The sequence below is a fragment of the Micrococcus sp. KRD070 genome (assembly GCF_017168435.1).
GTDB lineage: Bacteria > Actinomycetota > Actinomycetes > Actinomycetales > Micrococcaceae > Micrococcus > Micrococcus luteus.
The window spans coordinates 157550-175684 of record NZ_JABFNH010000004.1 but is presented as its reverse complement, the minus strand read 5'-3'; the positions used below and the strand labels follow the sequence as shown (position 1 = coordinate 175684).

Below are 18135 nucleotides of genomic sequence, written 5' to 3'. Positions count from 1 at the left end.
AGATGTGTATAAGAGACAGGCGCTCAGCCGGCGGTGAACCGGGCGGCCAGGGCCTGCCGGTCGGTCTTGCCGGTGGAGAGCAGGGGCAGGGCCTCGAGGAGGAGCCAGGTCTTGGGCACCGCGGCCGCACCCAGCGCCGCGCGCACGTGGGCGCGCAGGACGGCCTCGTCGGGGGCCGCGGCCGGGCGGACGGGCACGACGGCGGCGCACAGCCGGGCGCCCCACTCGGGATCCGGCACGCCGGCCACGTGGGCCGCCGCGACGCCCGGGTGCGCCTCGAGCGCCGCGGTCACCGCGGCCGCGGACACCTTCACCCCGCCCGTGATGACCACGTCGTCCAGGCGGCCGGTCACGGCCAGCCGCACGCCGCCGTCGTCCGTGGGGGAGAGGATGCCCGTGTCCTCGGTCAGGAAGGCGCGGGCGCCGTCCGCGGCGGGGACGAAGTGGGCGGCGGTGCGGGCGGGGTCGTCGAGGTAGCCGGCGGCCACCATGGGCCCGGCCAGGCGCACGCGCGGCGGGGCGTCGGGGCAGTCCGGGGCCACCGCGGCGGTGACGCCGGGCAGCGGCACGCCGTCGTAGACGCAGCCGCCGCACGTCTCGGCCATGCCGTAGGTGGCGGTGAGACGCACCCCCGCCGCCTCGGCCGCGGCCCGCAGCGCGGGATCGAGCCGGGCGCCGCCGACGAGCACGCGGTCGAAGGAGCGCAGGGCCGCCCGCCCGGCCGGGTCGGCGTCGGCCGCGAGGAGGCGCGCGAGCTGGGTGGGGACGAGCGAGATGAGCCGGGGGCCGGCGTCGTCGGGCAGGGCGGCCGCCCCGGTGGCGAACGCCGCGGGCGTGAAGGGGCCCGGTGGCAGGGCCACGGGGGCGGTCCCGGCCGCGATCGAGCGGGAGAGCACGGCGAGCCCGGCCACGTAGTGCACGCCGAGGGCCAGCAGCCACGCCCCCTCGCCGCCGAGCCGCCGGGCCGTGGCCGCGGCCGAGGCGCGCAGGGCCGCGCCGGTCAGGACGATCTGCTTCGGCGTGCCCGTGGACCCGGAGGTGCGCACCACGGCGACGGCGTCCGGGTCCCCGCAGCGGCGTGAATCGCGGGCCTCGGGCCGGGGGAGGACGGCGCCGTCGGCGGTCAGCTCGACGGGGGCGCCGCCGTCGAAGGCCGCGGCGAGGGCGTCCGTGGCGCGAGCGAGGGCGTCGGCGGTGGCGGGCATGGCCCCGAGTGTAGGAGGCCCGGCGGTCGGACGGATCCGCCCCGCGGATCGGATCCGCCCGGCCGGTCAGAGCAGGAACGGCACGGTGGCGATCTTGACCACCATGATCAGTGCGAACAGCTGGGCGTACCCCTCGGTCACGCGGGCGTCGGTGGACCGGGAGAGCGCGTAGTCCAGGATCGCCGGCTGGCCCGTGATGCCCGCCAGCGCCCCGTAGGTGCGATCCACGGACTGCCCCAGCAGCCGTGCCGCGGCGATGAGCAGGGCCGCGGTCAGCGCGGTGAGCACGGCGGACATCAGGATGGCCAGCCCGCCGACCCGGGTGAACACCGTCTCGATGAACGCCGGGCCGGCGGCCAGGCCCACCACGCCCAGGAAGATCATGAGGCCGAACTGCCGCAGCGTCAGCGCGATCTCCGTGGACGGCTCCCATACCGTGGGTCCCGTTCGGCCGATCGCACCGAGGGCGAGGCCGACGAGGATGCACCCGGCCGCCGGGCCGAGGGAGAAGGAGGCCCCGCCCGGAAGCGGGATCGTCACCATGCCCAGCAGGTAGCCCAGCGCCATGCCCGTGCCCAGGGAGATCCAGTCCAGGTCCGAGAGCCCGCGCGTCGAGTTGCCGAAGAAGTCGCGCACCGCCTCCATCCGCGGCGCGGTGGTCACGATGAGCACCCGGTCGCCGACCTTGAGCTCGGTCTGCGGGGTGGCCAGCGACTCGACGTCGTCGCGCCGCAGCCGGGCGACGTCGGTGCCGAAGCGCTCGCGCAGGGACAGCGTGCCCAGGCGGCGATCGGCCAGGGCGCGGGCGGTGACGATGACCATGGAGGTCTGCAGCGGGTTCATCACCCGCGCCGGGTCGGCGCCGGTGCGTCGGCCGAAGGCCTGCACGGCCGCGTCGATGTTCTTCTCCGTGCCGTCCAGGACGACCTCGTCCCCGGGTTCGATCCGGTCGGCGGAGCCGGCGATCCGGGCCACGCCGCCGTGGCGCAGCGCCACCACGCGCACCAGCCCCTCGGAGATCCCGGGGATCTCCCGCACGGCGAGCGCGGAGGTGGCGACCGCGGCGGTGAAGCGCAGCTTGCCGTCGGTCACCGGCGCCGGATCGCGCGGGGAACTGCTCCACGGGCGGGCGGCGAGCACGGTGATCGCGATGATGGTGCCGACCACGCCCACCAGGTAGGACAGCCCGTAGCCCACGGCCGGGGCCTGCCCGCCGGTGAGCTGGTTCGCCAGCGCCATCGCCGGCGTCGCGGTGAGCGAACCCGTCCACACGCCGATCGCCGTCGGCAGGTCCAGGTTGAGCAGCGCGGCCAGCGGGTGCACCGTGAAGGCGGTGAGGATCACCACGACGACGGCGGCCAGCATCAGGGGCAGGTTGCGGCGCAGGTCCCGGAAGAACACCTTGCCGGCGCCGAGCCCGATCAGGTAGGCGAACAGGGCCAGGCCGAAGCTCTGGAACAGGGCCAGCCGGTCGCCGACGTCGGGCAGCACCGCCCCGACGAGCAGGCCCACGAACAGTGCTCCCGAGGCGCCGAGGCGGATCTTGCCCAGGGGGATGGTGCCGACGGCGGCGCCCAGGGCGACCGTGGCCATGAGGACGAGGATGGGCTGGTCGTCGAGCAGTGCGAGCATGGGCGGGTCTCCGTCCTGCCGTGGTGGTCGGTCAGAAGTGGTACGGGAAGGCGGACCAGTCCGGGTCGCGCTTCTGCAGGAACGCGTCCCGGCCCTCCACGGCCTCGTCCGTCATGTAGGCCATGCGCGTGGCCTCGCCGGCGAAGACCTGCTGGCCGGCCATGCCGTCGTCGGGAAGGTTGAACGCGAACTTGAGCATGCGCAGGGCCTGCGGGGACTGACGGTTGATGTCCGCGGCGTACTCGAGGGCGACCTCCTCGAGGCGCTCGTGGTCCACGGCCTCGTTCACCGCGCCCATGGCCACCATCTCCTCGGCCGAGTACTCGCGGGCGGTGAAGAAGATCTCGCGGGCGCGCTTCTGGCCCACCTGCCGGGCGAGCAGGGCCGAGCCGTAGCCGGCGTCGAAGGAGCCCACGGTGGCGTCCGTCTGCTTGAACTTCCCGTGCTCGCGGGAGGCGAGGGTGAGGTCCGCGACCACGTGCAGCGAGTGGCCGCCGCCGGCCGCCCAGCCGTTCACGACGGCGATGATCGCCTTGGGGGAGGTGCGCATCAGGCGCTGGACCTCGAGGATGTGGAGGCGTCCGGCGCGGGCCGGGTCGATGGTCTCGGCCGTCTCCCCCTCGGCGTAGCGGTAGCCGTCGCGGCCGCGGATGCGCTGGTCTCCGCCGGAGCAGAACGCGTGGCCGCCGTCCTTGGGGGAGGGGCCGTTGCCGGTGAGCAGCACCGTGCCCACGTCCGGGGTCATGCGCGCGTGGTCGAGGGCGCGGTAGAGCTCGTCCACGGTGCCGGGGCGGAACGCGTTGCGGACCTCGGGGCGGTCGAAGGCGATGCGCACCGTCGGCAGGTCGCGCACCCAGCGGCCGTCGGCGTCGCGCTCCACCTGACGGTGGTAGGTCAGGTCCTCGAAGTCGAAGCCCTCGACCACGCGCCAGCGCGTGGGGTCGAAGAGGTCGGAGACCTGCTCGGGCAGGCGGTCGCGGTCGGGGCGGGCGGCGTCGGGCTGCGGGGTGCTCATGGGGCCCGAGTCTAGGCCCGCCGGGCGAGGCGGGGGTGAGCCGCCCGCCTCCTCCGCGAGCCAGACAATTCGGTCGTCCCAGGGCCGTTCTGACAGCAGTACTCTCTGGTTCACGCGCGCGGCGCACCAGCGCATCGACGGCTGCGCGGGCTGCCGGGGCCCCGCCCCGGCTCAGACGATCCGCGCCGTCGCCCCCAGCGCGGTCAGCAGGAACGCGTACTCCCAGGCGGTGTCCTCCCAGCCCTGGTACCGGCCGGACGCGCCGCCGTGGCCGCCGTCCATCTCGGTGCGCAGCAGGATCGGGGCGCCGCCCTCGGCCAGAGGCGTGGCCTGGTCGCTCGTCACCGTCCGCCGCAGCTGGGCCACCCACTTGGCCGGCTCGACGTAGTGCACGCGGGTGTCGTTCAGGCTCGTCACGGCCGCGATCGCCGGGTAGTCCACCGCCCGCACGTTCTCATACGGGGTGTAGGCGCGCATGGCCGCGTACACGGCCGCGTCCTCGATCGGGTTGCCCCACTCCTCCCACTCGAGCGCGGACAGCGGCAGCTCCGGGTCGAGGATGGTGGTGAGCGCGTCCACGAACGGCACCACGGCCAGGCACGCCCGGTACAGCTCCGGCGCGAGGTTCAGCACAGCGCCCATGAGCAGGCCGCCGGCCGAGCCGCCCATGCAGGCCACGCGCGCCGGGTCCGCCCAGCCGAGGCCCACGAGGTGCCGGGTGGCGTCCACGAAGTCCGTGAAGGAGTGCCGCTTGGCCAGCTTCTTGCCGTCCTCGTACCAGCGCCGGCCCAGTTCGCCGCCGCCGCGCACGTGCGCGACCGCGAACACCACGCCCCGGTCCAGCAGGGACAGCCGGGCCACACCCAGCACGGGGTCCATGGACATCTCGTAGGAGCCGTAGCCATACACCACGCACGGGGCCGTCCCGTCCGGCTTCACGTCGCGGCGCCGGATCACGGTGACGGGGATCCGCACGTCCTCCCCGGTCACCGACGACGGCTCGGAGGCCGGCGCCCACACGCGCTCGGCCACGTAGTCGGCCGGGTCGTAGCCGGGCACCTCCGTCTCGCGGCGCAGGTGCACCTCGCCTGTCGCCGCCGAGACGTCCAGCACGCGCGCGGGCGTGATCCAGGACGTGTAGGCCAGCCGCAGGAACGGGGACTCGGCCGCCGTCGCGGACAGATGGCACGCGTAGAGCTCCTCGTCGAACGCGGGCTCGCGCCAGTGCGCGGCCTGCCCGGCCAGCACGGCGTCCAGTTCGGCGACGACGACGCGCGGGGTCGTCTCCCGGCGCACGGCCAGGGCGGCATGGGTCAGGGTGACCATGACGCCGTCGACCTTCACGTCCTCGCGGTGCGGGACGACCGTGCGCCAGGCGCCGCGGTCGGCGACGTCCGCCTCGGCGACCACCGAGAGCATCCCGTTGGGCGCGGCGACGGGGGCGCCGTCGTCGTCCAGGGCGCGGTCGTGGACCACGAGCAGCCGGCGGACGCCGTCGGCGTCGGTGACGGGCTCGACGTCGGCGAGCATCCGCCACGCGCGGGGGATCAGCACGCGCGGGGCGGGCAGGGGTGCGGCGGGGTCCTCCGGCAGATCGACCACGAGGGTCTCGGAGACCTCCGAGTTGCCGACGCCGATCAGCAGCTGGGTGCGGTCGGCGACGCCCTCGAAGCCGGTCCACATGCCCGGGTCGGCCTCCTCGTGCAGGAGCACGTCCTCGGCCGGGTCCGTGCCGAGCACGTGGGCCCTGACCTGGTACGGCCGCCACGAGTCGTCCCACACGGTGTAGAACACGCGGGTGCCCGAGCGGTCGAAGCGGACGCCGTGGGCCACGTTCTCGACCGCGTCCGGCAGGTCCTCGCCCGTGGCGATCTCGCGCACGCGCAGGGTGAAGCGCTCGTCGCCGGTGTGGTCCACGGCGTAGGCCACCCGGGTGGCGTCCGGGCTGATGTGCAGGCCGCCGAGCGCGAAGAACGGGTGGCCCTCGGCCTCGGCGTTGCCGTCCAGGATCACCTGCTCGCCCGGCAGGGCGGCGTCCGGGGTGATGACGGGCGGGGTCCAGTCGGCCTCCAGGTCGCCGGTGTCGCGTGCGGGCACGCGGCAGTGGATCGGGTACTCGGCGCCCTCGCGGGTGCGCACGAAGTACCACCACCCGTCCCGGCGGGCGGGCACGGAGCGGTCCGTCTCCACCGTGCGGGCCTTGATCTCGCCGACGATCGCCTCGCGCAGCGGCGCCTGGTCCGCGGTCACGGCCTCGGTGTACGCGTTCTCGGCGGCCAGGTGCTCGAGCACGCGGGGCTCCGCCTTGCCGCGCAGCCACTCGAAGTCGTCCTGGAACGTGTGGCCGTGGTGGCGGCGGGTCACGGGCTCGGCGGAGGCGGACGGCGGGACGGGGGCGTGCGAAGTGGTCTGGGGCATGCGGCCCATCCCATCACGCCGCGCGGGGCGGGGCCGACACCCCGCGCCGCACACGGCGACGGCGGCGCACCGGTCCGGTGCGCCGCCGTCGGGGGTGACGGGGGTGTGGCTCAGAGTGCCCGGGCCACGAGCATCTTCATGATCTCGTTGGTGCCGCCGTAGATCTTCTGCACGCGGGCGCCCGTGAACGCCCGGGCGATCGGGTACTCCTCCATGTACCCGTACCCGCCGAAGAGCTGCAGGCAGCGGTCGACCACCTTGTTCTGCATGTCGCTGGCGAAGAACTTCACCATGGAGGCGTCTGCGGCGGTCAGCGTGCCGTCCACGTGGGCGACGATGCACTGGTCCACGAGGGTCCGGGTCGCCAGCGTGTCCGCGACGCACTCCGCCAGGACGAACTGCGTGTTCTGGAAGGACATCAGCGGTTCGCCGAACGCGTGACGCTCCTTGGTGTACCGGATGGTCTCGCGCACGGCGGCCTCGCACACGCCCGCGGCCAGCACCGCCAGGGTGAGCCGTTCCTGAGGCAGCTGGGCCATGAGCTGCACGAAGCCCTGGCCCTCGTCCGGGCCGAGCAGGTGGGACACGGGGACCCGCATGTCCGAGAAGGAGAGTTCGCGGGTGTCCTGGCCGTGCTGACCGATCTTCTTCAGGACCCGGCCGCGCTCGAAGCCCTCGAGGCCGTCCGTCTCCGCGACGATCAGGGACAGACCGCGGCCACCGGGCTCGTCTCCCGTCCGCGCCACGATGAGCAGCAGGCCGCAGTGCGTGGCGTTCGAGATGAAGGTCTTGGAACCGTTGATCACGTAGTGGTCCCCGTCGCGGGTGGCGCGCGTGCGGACCGCCTGCAGATCCGACCCGGTGTTGGGCTCGGTCATGGCGATCGCCCCGACCAGCTCTCCCGAGGCCAGCCCGGGCAACCACCGCTGCTTCTGCTCCTCGGTGCCGTACGCCAGGATGTAGTGCGCGACGATCGGGGAGTGGATGCTGAATCCCCACGCGTCGTCGAAGCAGCGACCCTGTTCGGTGAGGATCGCGGCCTCGAGCGCGAAGGTGCCGCCGGCCCCGCCGTACTCCTCCGGCAGGGAGGGACACAGCAGGCCGGCCTCTCCGGCCTTGGTCCACAGGTCGCGGTCCACCCCGTGCTGCTCGGCCCAACGCTCCTCGTGGGGGACGACCTCGCGGGCCAGGAAGTCGCGGCAGTGCTCCAGCAGGGCCTCCGCGTCCTCCGTCAGCCAGGGGGATCGGTACGAATCCAGGATCATGGTGTTCTCCTCGGTGTCTCAGTGTGTCGGTGTCGGTCAGCGGGAACCGAAGACGGGGCGCCGCTTCTGCGCAAATGCGCTCATCCCTTCGGCGGCGTCGTCGGAGGCCAGCGCCTCCAGGAAGGCCCGGCGCTCGTGGGCCAGGCCGTCGGTCAACGACAGGTCCTGGGCGCGGCGGGCACAGCCGACGGCGAGGCGGACCGCGCCTGGCGCGTTGTCCGCGGCGCGCCGGGCGATGTCGACCGCACGGGCGACGACGTCCTCGTCCGCCGCGACCTCGGCGACCAGGCCCGCGGACTCGGCCCACGCAGCGTCGACCGACTCACCGGTCATGAGCATCCGCGTGGCCTTGGCCTTGCCGATCGCGTGGACGAGCCGCTGTGTGCCGCCGGCGCCGGGGATGACGCCGAGCCGGACCTCGGGCAGTCCGAAGGACGCGGACTCCCCGGCGACGACGAGGTCGCAGGCCAGGGCCAGCTCGCAGCCACCGCCGAGGGCGAGTCCGCGCACCGCGGCGATCACCGGCTGGGGGCTCGCGGCGAGCAGGTCGAACAGCCGGTCGAGGTAGACCTCGGCGTCCGGGTCGGCGGTGAGGGCCTCGCGGAGGGCGAGCACCTCCGGGATGTGTGCACCGGCACAGAACGCGCGGTCGGAGCCGGTGATCACGACGGCGCGCACCTCCGGGTCCTGCTGGGCGTGCTCGAGGGCATCGGCGAGGCCGGCCACGAGCGCCGACCCCAACGCGTTCAGGGCCCGGTCGTCCTGCAGGTGGATCACGGTGACGGGGCCGATGCGCTCGGTCCGGATGATGTCGCGGGTCATGCTCGGCCGCCTTCCTCGACGTCGCCGGCCCCGCCGCCGGGGCGGGCGGCCTCCGACGCGTCCGCATAGAGGTCCGTGTGCCGGCCGCGGATCGTCTTCTTGTCGATCTTCCCGACACTGGTGCGGGGGAGCTCCGTGACCACGTCCACGCGCTCCGGGAGCTGCCACGAGGCGAACGCCCCGCTCAGGTGCTCGTGGACCTCGGCGAGCGTGATCGTCGCTCCAGGACGAAGCATCACCTGTACGTATGGGCGCTCCTGCCACTTGGGGTGGGGCAGCCCGACGACCGCGGCTTCCGTGATGGCCGGATGGCTCGTCAGCAGGTTCTCCATGTCGATCGACGAGATCCACTCGCCGCCGGACTTGATGACGTCCTTGAGGCGATCGGTGACCTTGAGGTAGCCGTCCGAGTCGACGGTGCCGACGTCGCCGCTGCGCCAGTAGCCGTCGAGGAACCGGCCCTCGGCGTCGGCCTCGCTCATGCCGTGGTACCCCGTCGTGACCCACGGCCCGCGCACGCAGATCTCCCCCTGGCTGACGCCGTCGAAGGGCAGGTTTTCATCACCCGGCCCGACGATCCGCAGGTCCACGTTGGTCAACGGCAGGCCCTGCTTGCGTTTGAGGTCCATCAGGGCGGGCTCGTCGAGGCGGGCGAGCACACCCGGCTTGTAGCGGTTCACCGTGACCAGGGGAGTGGTCTCGGTGGCGCCGTAGGCATGGACCACCTCCGCGCCCGTGAGGTCGCGGAATCCCCGCATGAGCGACAACGACGGCTCGGTCGCCCCGGAGATCATGCGCAGCCGGCTCAGGTCCGGCTTCTCGTCCAGGGTCTCGATGTAGGCGAGCATCGGCTGGAAGATGGCGGGGGCGCCGCTGGTGATCGTCACCTCTTCGGCGATGAGGGCGTCGGTCAGGGGGGCGGTGTCCTCCGCCATGTAGCGGCCGGGGAGGACGATCTTGTTCGCCATCAGGGTGGCGGCCTGCGGGAGGCCCCAGGCCTGGCCGTGGAACATGGGGGTGATGATCATGGTGGCGTCCCGGAGCGTCATGCCGATCGAGGCGGCCAGGGCATACGAGTGCAGCACGATCGCGCGGTGCGAGTAGAACACCCCCTTCGGCCGGCCGGTCGTGCCGGTGGTGTAGCACGCGCCGTAGGCGGAGGTCTCCTCGACCTCCGGCCAGTCGACGTCCGGGGAGGCCGAGGCCAGGAGGTCCTCGTAGTGCCGCACGCCCGGCAGCGTCGTCTCGATCTCGGACAGGGGGCGGTCCGTCATCACCACCCACGTGGTCACCTCCGGCAGGCGCGGGGCGATGACCTCGGCGTGGCGCAGCAGGGACTCGTCCACGAACACCGTGGTGCACCCGCTGTCCGTGAGGACGTGGACGAGGTCTTCGGGTGCGAGGCGGAGATTCACCTGGACCATCGTCGCGCCGATGCCGGGGATCGCCCAGTAGAGCTCGTAGTGTCGCCGACTGTTCCAGTCGATGACGCCCACGCGGTCGCCGGGGCTGACGCCGAGGCCGGTCATGGCGTTCGCGGCGCGGCGGATCCGTTCGTAGGCCTCGGCGTACGTGTAGCGGTCCCACCCCCCGTCCGGGGTGCGATAGACGATCTCCTGGTCGCCGTGGGTCCGGGCGGCGTGTCGGATGAGGGTGGTGGTGTTCAGCTGGACGTCGTCCCCCGAGGTCGAGGGGTATCCGGTGACGCGGCGGCGGGGCGCGGTGCTCATGGTTCCTCCAGAAGTGGTCAGGATCAGCGGGGCGCCATGCGGATGGCGCCGTCGAGGCGGATGGTCTCGCCGTTGAGCATCTGGTTCTCCACGATGTGGGTGACCAGATGCGCGTATTCGGCCGGATCGCCGAGGCGGGAGGGATAGGGCACCTGCTCCCCGAGGGAGGCACGGGCCTTCTCCGGCAGCTGGTGCATCATCGGCGTGAGGAAGAGTCCGGGCGCGATCGTGTTCACGCGGATTCCGTAGGCTGCGAGCTCACGGGCGATCGGCAGCGTCATCGCCACCACGCCCCCCTTCGACGCTGAGTACCCGGCCTGGCCCACCTGTCCCTCGTAGGCGGCCACGGAGGCCGTGTTGACGATGACGCCGCGGCCGCCATCGTCGTCCGGCTCGTTCTCGGCCATCGCCGCGGCCGCGAGGCGGATGACGTTGAAGGTGCCGATGAGGTTCACCCCGACGATCCGTTCGAAGTCCGCCAGCGGCTGGGGGCCGTCGCGGGAGATCACCTTGGCGGCCGAGCCGATGCCGGCGCAGTTCACGACGCCGGACAGCGGCCCCGGCTGGCGGGTCGCCTCCGCCACGGCGTGCGCGACCTGGACGGCGTCGGTGACGTCTGCCTCGACGAAGACGGCGCCCTCGGGCGCGGTTCCGGCGCGGTCGGCCACCACCACGTGCCCGCCGCGGTCGAGCAGCGCGCGGGTCGTGGCCTCGCCGAGGCCGGACGCGCCGCCGGTGACGAGGAAGGTGCGGTCCTTGATCTGCATGTGATGCTCCTGGTTCTGGTCCTGGGAGGGTTCCGTTGGTCGGGGCGCTTAGAAGCGCTCGAGGATGGTGGCGTTGGCCATGCCGCCGCCCTCGCAGACCGTCAGCAGCCCGTACCGGGCCTGACGGCGGTGGAGCTCGTCGGTGAGCTGAGTGAGCAGCCGGGCGCCGGTCGAGCCGAGCGGGTGGCCGATCGCGATGGAGCCGCCGTTCACGTTGAGCTGGTCCTCCGGGTAGCCGAACTCGTCCATGAAGATCAGGGGGACGGGGGCGAACGCCTCGTTCACCTCGACGAGGTCGATGTCCGTGATGTCCAGTCCGGCCTGGTCCAGGGCGCGGCGGGTCGCGGCGAGGATCGCTGTGAACTGGAGCACCGGGTCGTCCGCCGCCACCGCCATGCTGAGGATGCGGGCCTTGGGGCGCAGCCCGGCGGCCTCGGCGGCGCCGCGTTCGGCGACGAGGAGGGCGGCGGCGCCGTCGCTGAGCTGGGAGGAGTTCCCCGCCGTGATGGCGCCGTCGGGGGAGAACACGGGGGCGAGCGCGGCCACCTTCTGCGGATCGACGTCCGCACGGATGCCTTCGTCGGCGGTGAGTGCCACGGTGTCGCCATTGCGGTCGAGCCCGTCGATCGGCACGAGGGAATCCGTGAAGCGGCCTTCCCGGGTGGCTTCGGCGGCGCGGCGGTGGCTCTGGACGCTGTAGGCGTCGAGCCGTTCGCGCGTGAGGCCCCACTTCTCCACGATGAGCTCCGCGGACGGCCCCTGGGCGGGGAGGTTGCCTTCGAAACGGGCCAGGGAACGCGTGCCGTACCACTCGCCGCGGGGGCCGCCCGGGGCGAAGAGCGGGCCGAGGTCCACCCGGGACATGGACTCCACGCCGCAGCCGATCGCCCAGTCGTATTCGCCGGACCGGACGCCCTGGGCGGCGAAGTGCACGGCCTGTTGGCCGGAGCCGCACTGGCGGTCGATCGTGGTGCCGGGCAGGCCGATCGGCAGGCCGGCGCCGAGTAGCGCGTTGCGGGCCACGTTGCCCGCCTGCTCGCCGCGCTGGAGCGCGCAGCCGGCGATCAGGTCGTCCAGGGCGTCGGCGTCGGCCCCGGAATGGCGGACGAGGTGGTCGAGCGTGTGCGCGAGCAGGTCCAGGGGATGCCAGTCGCGCAGGGCGCCGCCGCGGCGGCCCACGGGGGTGCGGACGGCGTCGACGATCACGGCGTCTCGGCTGGAAGGGGCGGTGCTCATGGGTTCTCCTTCACGGGTGAGGTCTGGTGGGACGGAGGGGCCCGGCTCAGGCGGGGACGCCGGGCTCGGTGAGGTCGGCCCGCAGGCGGTGCTTGAGGATCTTCCCGGAGAGGTTGCGGGGGATCTCGCGCAGCACCAGCTCGTGCGGGAGCTTGTAGTGCGAGAGGCGGCCTTCGCCGTAGTCCCGCAGCGCCTCGAGGGACACGGTCGCGCCGGGCATCGGGGCGACGACGGCGACGATGCTCTCCCCGTAGTCGGGATGGGGGCGTCCGATGATCGCCAGTTCGGCGACGCCCGGGCAGCCGGCCAACGCGTTCTCCACCTCGGCGGAGTACACGTTGCGCCCGCCCGTGATGATGAGGTCCTTGAGGCGGTCGACCACGGTGAGGAAGCCCTCCTCGTCGACCCGGGTGAGGTCGCCCGTGTGGACCCAGCCGTCGACGACCGTGACCGCCGTGGCCTCGGGGTTCCGCCAATACCCCTTCATCATGGTCTCGCCCCGCATGATCATCTCGCCGACCTCCCCAGGGCCGACGTCGCGGCCGTCCGCGTCGACGACGCGCACCTCGGTGTTGGGCATGGCCATGCGCCCGCTCGTGTGTGGCTTCGCCATGACCTCCTCATGGGTGAGCAAGATCCCGCCCGGACCGCCCTCGGTCTGGCCGCACGCCTGGATGATGTGGACGTGAGGCAGCGCGGCCACGAGCGCCTCGGCCGTGCTCGCCGGCATCGGGGCGGCGCCGTAGAGGATGCCGCGCAGGTGGGACAGATCGCTGGCGGCCAACCTCGGGCTGCGCAGCATGTAGGCGAGCATCGTGGGGACGCCGAAGAAGATGGTGGCCCTCTCCCGCTCGAGCGTCGCGATGACCTCGTCGGGGTCGAAGGCCGGGAGCAGGACGTGGGTGGCGCCCAGCATTACGCCGCTGAACAGCAGGAGGTTGAGGGCGGCGGAGTGGTACAGCGGCGCCACGTGCACCATCGTCTCGCCGACCCGCATGCCCAGGCCCATGATCATGTTCTGGCCCACCCACAGCACGCGGTGGTGGTCGAAGAGGGCGCCCTTCGGCCGTCCCGTCGTGCCGGAGGTGTAGATGATGAGGGCGTCGTCGTCCTCGGCCAGGTCCGGATGGGCGACGGCTCCTTCAGGCCGGCCGTCGGCCGCGGCGAGGACGTCGTCGAAGCCGTCGAGAGCGCCGAGCGCGAGGAGCTGGGCCGACCCCGAGTCCGCTGCGGCCAGGGCCTGGACACCCTCGCCGACGGTCGGGTCGACGAGGAGCATCCGCGCCTCGGTGTCGGCGAGGAAGTGCTCGAGTTCAGGACGCGCGGAGCGCGGGTTGACGGGGGCGACGATCGCACCCGCCCGCAACGCTCCGTAGAGGCCGATCACGAATTCGGGGGTGTTGCCGGCCACGAGGACGACGCGGTCGCCCGGGCGCAGTCCTCGGGAGATGAGTTCACCGGCGAGCCGGTCCACGGTCGCATCGAGGTCGGCATAGGTGAGCGAGGAATCGCCCCATTTCAGGGCGGGGTGCTGGGGGACGCGGCGGGCCGTGGTGGCGAGGACGCTGGGGAGGGTGGACGCTGGGGAGGGTGGCCATGATGTGCTCCTGAGGACGGACGGCGGGGTCAGCGAGGGGGACGGACGACGGCGAGCGGCAGGTCGAGCTCGTTAGCGATCCGCTCCCACTCGGCTCCGGGACGGGTGAGGATCGTGCGGGCGATCTCGTCCCGGGTCGAGCCGATGTGCTCCGCCAGGCGGGCGGCGAAATGGGGCTCGACCGCGGCGACGGCCACATGGCCGTCGGCGCTGGCGTAGAGGGAATAGGTGGGCAGGTCTCCGCCGAGCGGGCCGCCCGGGCCGAGCAGGCCCCGCCGCACCGGGGCCGCGGCGGCCCTGGCGGCGTCCTCGAGCGTCACGCGGACGCGGGTGACCGGGCCCCCGTGGTCTCGGCTCCGCAGCGCGGCGAGCGCGGCGGAGACGGCCCGCTCCCCGCCGAGCAGGTCGGCCACGGGCACGAGCGGCATCCGGGGGGCGTCGAGGGTGCCGGCGGCGGCCTGGTAGGTCAGGTCGTGGCCCGGCAGGTCGGCGTCGTCACCGTCGTGTCCCACGACCTCGAGGAACACGGCTCCCGCGGCATGCGCCGAGGCAGGTAGGCCGAGACGGTCGGCCGCGGACGGGCGCAGCGAGCTGAGCAGCAGGTCAGCGCCCTTCAGGAGGGTCGCGAGGTGGTCCTGCCCGGGACCGGTCTTCAGGTCCAGGGTCAGGACGCGCTGGCCGGCGATGAGTTCGGCGTACCACTGCGGGGCAGCGGCGGCGAGCGGATCGCCCGTCGGCGGTTCGATCTTCACGACCTCGGCTCCGAATTCGGCGAGCCGGGCCGCTGCGAGGGGGCCGGGCAGGTTCACGGCCACGGAGACGACGCGGATCCCGGCCAGGGGCCGCTCGCCCACGGATGTGGCGGGGCCGGACGTCGTCTGATCGATGGGCTGCACGGGTGCCCTCCTCTCGGTCCACTGGAATGTGATCTGCATCGCATCGGGGCGATGTTGTACGAATGTATAGTCGACTGTGCGAATGTGCAATGGCAGGATGAGATCCGCCGTCATCACCGACGGGCGGCAGCCCCCGGCCTCGCGGGGCTCGAGAGAGGAGCAACGGTGACGATCGACGCACGGAACGGTCCCGGAGGGGCGGGGATGGACGCCCCGGCATCGGACCTCACGGGCAAGGCCCGCATCCGACACGCCGCCCTCCGGCTCTTCGCGCATCACGGCGTCGAGGGGACCTCGATGCGTGCCATCGCCGAGGAGGCGTCCGTGACCGTCGGCCTGATCACGCATCACTACGGCTCCAAGGCCGGGCTGCATCGGGAGGTGGACGCCGCGGTCGCCGACGATTTCGCGGCCGCGATCGCGTCCGTCCCCGCGGAGGGGACGGCTCGAGACGTGACCCTCCGTCGGGACGCCGCGGTGGCTGAGATGCTCCGGGCCCGTCCCGACGTCCTCGAGTACGTCCGGCGCCATGTGCTGCTGGGCGAGCCGGCCGCCGACTCCCAGCTCGTGGAGAAGCTCACGGCGCTCGCCCGTGAGCAGGTGCGCCAGCTGCGTGCCGCGGGGCTCATCAGCGGCCGGCGGGACGAGGTGCCGCAGGTGGTGTCGATGATCATGCGCATGCTCGGCGAGCTCTTCTTCGAGCCGCTGGTGGACCGGATCGTCGACGCGGTCGACCGCGACGCCGCCCGGCCGGCGGTGGTCGTCCGTGTCCAGGCGGCGGAAGACGAAACAGCGAGAGGAGGCCGGGCATGACGGCCCAGGCGACAGACGGGCGGCACGCAGAGGACTTCACCGTGGGCGAGGAATGCGACCTCGGCACGTACGAGGTGACGGAGCAGGAGGTCATCGCGTTCGCATCCCACTGGGACCCGCAGGACATCCACATCGACCCCGGGCACGCCGAGACGGGGGGCCGCTACGGAGGCCTGATCGCCAGCGGCCTCCACACCCTGGCGATCCTCCAGCGCCTCCAGGTGCTGGGACGCCGCGAGCACTGGAACGTGATCGCCGGGCAGGGCATCGACCGCCTGCGGTTCCGGCGGCCGGTGCGCCCGGGGGACGTCCTCTCCGGACACAGCCGCGTCATCGACGTGCGGCTGGAGCCAGAGTGGCGCCGCGGACTCGTGGTGTTCGACGTGCGCGCCCTCAACCAGGAGGGCAAGGAGGTGCTGACCATGGAGATGGCGGCCTACCTCGAGATGCGGTCCGAGGCCACGGCCGGGAGGCGGGCATGACCGGCACCAGGGTGGCCACCGAACGTCACGACACCGCCCTCGTCCTGACCCTGGACGGCCCGGATCGGCTCAACGCCGTCACGCCGACCGCCATGGAGGCGCTGCACACCGCGCTGGGGGAGGCCGGTCGGGACCCGGCGATCCGCGCCGTCATCCTCACCGGCCGAGGACGGGCCTTCTGCGCGGGAGCCGATCTCCGGGACGACCTCGATCCGGAGGCGACGATGCGCGCGGCCAACCGTGTCGTCGAGACGATCCGGGCGGTGGACGTGCCGGTCATCGCGGCCGTCAACGGTCCGGCCGTGGGCTACGGCGCGGCCCTGGCGGCCGCCGCCGACCTCGCGGTCGCCGCCGACGACGCGTACCTCCTGCTGCCGTTCACGGGCATCGGCCTGGTGCCGGACGGCGGCAGCTCCGTCACCATCGCGCGGGCCGTCGGCCGGGCGCTGGCCGCGGAGATGGCCCTGACGGGGCGGCGCCTCGGGGCGGAGGAGGCTCGGGCCGCGGGGCTGTTCTCCCGCGTGGTCCCCGGGCCGGACCTCGCCGGCGTCGCCCACGCCCTCGCCGACGCGGTGGCCGAGCGTCCCCGCCGTGCGGTCGCGCTGGCCAAGGCCGCCCTCAACGCGGCCGACGCGGAGGTCGTGGGGCGCGCGCTCGAGCGTGAGGCGCGGGACCAGGTGGAGCTGATCCGCTCGGCCGAGTTCGCGCAGCGGTCCGCCGCCTTCCGGCGCTGACGACACCCCGCGCCGCACACGACGACGGCGGCGCACCGGTCCGGTGCGCCGCCGCCGGGGGTCGCGGGTCAGTTCAGGCCGAGGGCCGCCCGGACCACGCCGAGCCCGAAGTACGCGACGAACGCGAGCGCCACGAACCACAGCAGCGGGTGCACCTCGCGGCCGCGGCCCTGGCCGGTGCGGATCACCGCGTAGGCCACCACGCCGGCGCCGATGCCGTTGACGATCGAGTAGGTGAACGGCATGAGGATGAACGTGAGGAACGCGGGGAAGGCCGCGCCCGGGTCGGACCAGTCGATCTGCACCACGTGCTGGCACATCATGAACCCGACCACCACGAGCGCGGGGGCCACGGCCTCGAACGGCACGAGGTGGATGAGCGGGGAGAGGAACACGGCCGCGAGGAAGAACAGGCCGGTGAACACGGAGGCCAGGCCGGTCCGGGCGCCCTCGCCGATGCCGGTGCCGGACTCCACGAAGATCTGGTGCGCCGAGCCGGAGGCGGCGCCGCCCACGGCGACCGCGAGCGCGTCCGCGGCGAGCACCCGGTTCAGGTCGGGGATGGAGCCGTCCGGGTTCACGGTGCCGGCCTCGCGGGCCAGGCCCACGGAGACGCCCATCGCGTCGAAGAACACGGAGAGCAGGATCGCGAACACGAGCAGGGAGGCCATCAGCCCGCCCACGGAGGTGAAGGCGCCGAACAGGTCCACGCTGCCGAGCAGGTGCAGGTCCGGGGCGGTCCACTCGGGCAGGGAGGGGGCGATCAGGGACCAGCCGGTGGGCACGGCGTTCCCGTCGGCGTCCACGGAGGGGCCGATGTGGAACACGGCCTCCAGCACGTTGGCGAGGATCGTCGCCACGACGATGCCGATCAGGATGGCGCCGCGCACCTTGCGGATCACGAGGACCGCGGTCAGCAGCAGCCCGACGACGAAGACCAGCACGGGCCAGCCCTCGAGCTCGCCGCCCGTGCCCAGGCCCACCGGGACCGTGGTGTCGGCGGCGTCCGGCAGCCGCCGCACGAACCCGGCGTTGACGAGGCCGATCAGCGCGATGAACAGGCCGATGCCCACCACGATGCCGGACTTCAGCGACTCCGGGACCGCGTCGAACACGGCGCGTCGGAAGCCGGTCACCACGAGCAGCAGCATCACGAGACCGGCGAGGGTGACGAGGCCCATCAGCTGGGGCCAGGTGAGTCCCGGTGTCGTGGCGATGGTGATGGAGACGAACGCGGAGACGCCCAGGCCCGCGGCCACCGCGAACGGGTGCCGCGCCCACACGCCCATGACGATGGTCATGACGCCCGCCACGAGCGCGGTCACGGCGGCCACGGCGGGGATGCCCAGGGTGTTCCCGGCCGAGTCGGGCCCGGACAGGATCAGCGGGTTCAGCACCACGATGTAGCTCATCGCCAGGAACGTGGCGAGGCCGCCGCGGAACTCCTGGCCCACCGACGAGCCGCGCTCGGTGATGCGGAAGTACCGGTCCAGGGCGCCGCGGGGAGCGGCGGGGGACGGGGC

Annotated in this window: 15 protein-coding genes; 3 read left to right on the top strand and 12 right to left on the bottom strand. The window is 73.2% G+C overall.

Features of this window, described 5'->3' with window-relative positions:
• Positions 1-23: 23 nt before the first annotated feature.
• The 11 genes from J1M38_RS01750 to J1M38_RS01700 all read right to left on the bottom strand — a co-directional run bounded on the left by J1M38_RS01750 (position 24) and on the right by J1M38_RS01700 (position 14583).
• On the bottom strand, positions 24-1205 hold the full coding sequence (locus J1M38_RS01750) for an AMP-binding protein (protein WP_206482083.1): 1182 nt from the start codon (positions 1203-1205) through the stop codon (positions 24-26).
• Between the two features lie 66 nt (positions 1206-1271).
• Entirely contained in the window at positions 1272-2837 is a 1566-nt protein-coding gene (locus tag J1M38_RS01745; protein ID WP_078025956.1) for an aspartate:alanine exchanger family transporter, read from the bottom strand.
• 31 nt (positions 2838-2868) lie between these two features.
• Positions 2869-3852, bottom strand: coding sequence for a 1,4-dihydroxy-2-naphthoyl-CoA synthase (locus tag J1M38_RS01740; protein WP_044658900.1), 984 nt, complete (start codon positions 3850-3852; stop codon positions 2869-2871).
• A gap of 171 nt (positions 3853-4023) precedes the next feature.
• Entirely contained in the window at positions 4024-6270 is a 2247-nt protein-coding gene (locus J1M38_RS01735) for a S9 family peptidase (RefSeq protein ID WP_078025955.1), read from the bottom strand.
• Positions 6271-6380: 110 nt separating this feature from the next.
• Positions 6381-7535, bottom strand: a complete 1155-nt coding sequence (locus J1M38_RS01730) for an acyl-CoA dehydrogenase family protein (protein WP_063189975.1) — start codon at positions 7533-7535, stop codon at positions 6381-6383.
• A gap of 36 nt (positions 7536-7571) precedes the next feature.
• Positions 7572-8357, bottom strand: coding sequence for an enoyl-CoA hydratase/isomerase family protein (locus J1M38_RS01725; RefSeq protein WP_063189977.1), 786 nt, complete (start codon positions 8355-8357; stop codon positions 7572-7574).
• Positions 8354-10087 carry a long-chain-fatty-acid--CoA ligase gene (locus J1M38_RS01720; protein ID WP_063189979.1) on the bottom strand — a complete coding sequence of 578 codons (1734 nt, stop codon included), beginning with the start codon at positions 10085-10087 and terminating at the stop codon, positions 8354-8356. The genes J1M38_RS01725 and J1M38_RS01720 overlap by 4 nt, the downstream gene beginning before the upstream one ends.
• A gap of 23 nt (positions 10088-10110) precedes the next feature.
• Positions 10111-10854, bottom strand: coding sequence for a 3-hydroxyacyl-CoA dehydrogenase (locus tag J1M38_RS01715; RefSeq protein WP_063189981.1), 744 nt, complete (start codon positions 10852-10854; stop codon positions 10111-10113).
• A 48-nt stretch (positions 10855-10902) separates the two neighbouring features.
• On the bottom strand, positions 10903-12090 hold the full coding sequence (locus J1M38_RS01710; protein WP_063189983.1) for a thiolase family protein: 1188 nt from the start codon (positions 12088-12090) through the stop codon (positions 10903-10905).
• 46 nt (positions 12091-12136) lie between these two features.
• Positions 12137-13720, bottom strand: coding sequence for a class I adenylate-forming enzyme family protein (locus J1M38_RS01705; RefSeq protein WP_206501159.1), 1584 nt, complete (start codon positions 13718-13720; stop codon positions 12137-12139).
• Positions 13717-14583, bottom strand: a complete 867-nt coding sequence (locus J1M38_RS01700; RefSeq protein WP_231866342.1) for a CoA transferase — start codon at positions 14581-14583, stop codon at positions 13717-13719. Before J1M38_RS01700 ends, J1M38_RS01705 begins: the two co-directional genes overlap by 4 nt.
• Positions 14584-14787: 204 nt before the next feature.
• Here J1M38_RS01700 and J1M38_RS01695 point away from each other — a divergent pair, with 204 nt between their 5' ends.
• The 3 genes from J1M38_RS01695 to J1M38_RS01685 are packed head-to-tail and all read left to right on the top strand — an operon-like array spanning position 14788 to position 16612.
• Positions 14788-15396, top strand: a complete 609-nt coding sequence (locus tag J1M38_RS01695) for a TetR/AcrR family transcriptional regulator (RefSeq protein ID WP_063189986.1) — start codon at positions 14788-14790, stop codon at positions 15394-15396.
• A complete protein-coding gene (locus tag J1M38_RS01690) occupies positions 15393-15878 on the top strand; it encodes a MaoC/PaaZ C-terminal domain-containing protein (RefSeq protein WP_063189988.1) in 486 nt (161 codons plus the stop codon). Before J1M38_RS01695 ends, J1M38_RS01690 begins: the two co-directional genes overlap by 4 nt.
• On the top strand, positions 15875-16612 hold the full coding sequence (locus J1M38_RS01685; RefSeq protein WP_063189990.1) for an enoyl-CoA hydratase-related protein: 738 nt from the start codon (positions 15875-15877) through the stop codon (positions 16610-16612). The genes J1M38_RS01690 and J1M38_RS01685 overlap by 4 nt, the downstream gene beginning before the upstream one ends.
• Positions 16613-16680: 68 nt before the next feature.
• Here the strand turns inward: J1M38_RS01685 and J1M38_RS01680 are convergent, their stop codons facing one another.
• Positions 16681-18105, bottom strand: coding sequence for an NCS2 family permease (locus J1M38_RS01680; protein WP_206482085.1), 1425 nt, complete (start codon positions 18103-18105; stop codon positions 16681-16683).
• Positions 18106-18135 lie beyond the last annotated feature (30 nt).

Coding starts and splice junctions, on each gene's coding strand:
- J1M38_RS01750 (WP_206482083.1), bottom strand. CDS start 1,205: ATGCCCGCCACCGCCGACGCCCTCGCTCGCGCCACGGACGCCCTCGCC.
- J1M38_RS01745 (WP_078025956.1), bottom strand. CDS start 2,837: ATGCTCGCACTGCTCGACGACCAGCCCATCCTCGTCCTCATGGCCACG.
- J1M38_RS01740 (WP_044658900.1), bottom strand. CDS start 3,852: ATGAGCACCCCGCAGCCCGACGCCGCCCGCCCCGACCGCGACCGCCTG.
- J1M38_RS01735 (WP_078025955.1), bottom strand. CDS start 6,270: ATGCCCCAGACCACTTCGCACGCCCCCGTCCCGCCGTCCGCCTCCGCC.
- J1M38_RS01730 (WP_063189975.1), bottom strand. CDS start 7,535: ATGATCCTGGATTCGTACCGATCCCCCTGGCTGACGGAGGACGCGGAG.
- J1M38_RS01725 (WP_063189977.1), bottom strand. CDS start 8,357: ATGACCCGCGACATCATCCGGACCGAGCGCATCGGCCCCGTCACCGTG.
- J1M38_RS01720 (WP_063189979.1), bottom strand. CDS start 10,087: ATGAGCACCGCGCCCCGCCGCCGCGTCACCGGATACCCCTCGACCTCG.
- J1M38_RS01715 (WP_063189981.1), bottom strand. CDS start 10,854: ATGCAGATCAAGGACCGCACCTTCCTCGTCACCGGCGGCGCGTCCGGC.
- J1M38_RS01710 (WP_063189983.1), bottom strand. CDS start 12,090: ATGAGCACCGCCCCTTCCAGCCGAGACGCCGTGATCGTCGACGCCGTC.
- J1M38_RS01695 (WP_063189986.1), top strand. CDS start 14,788: ATGGACGCCCCGGCATCGGACCTCACGGGCAAGGCCCGCATCCGACAC.
- J1M38_RS01690 (WP_063189988.1), top strand. CDS start 15,393: ATGACGGCCCAGGCGACAGACGGGCGGCACGCAGAGGACTTCACCGTG.
- J1M38_RS01685 (WP_063189990.1), top strand. CDS start 15,875: ATGACCGGCACCAGGGTGGCCACCGAACGTCACGACACCGCCCTCGTC.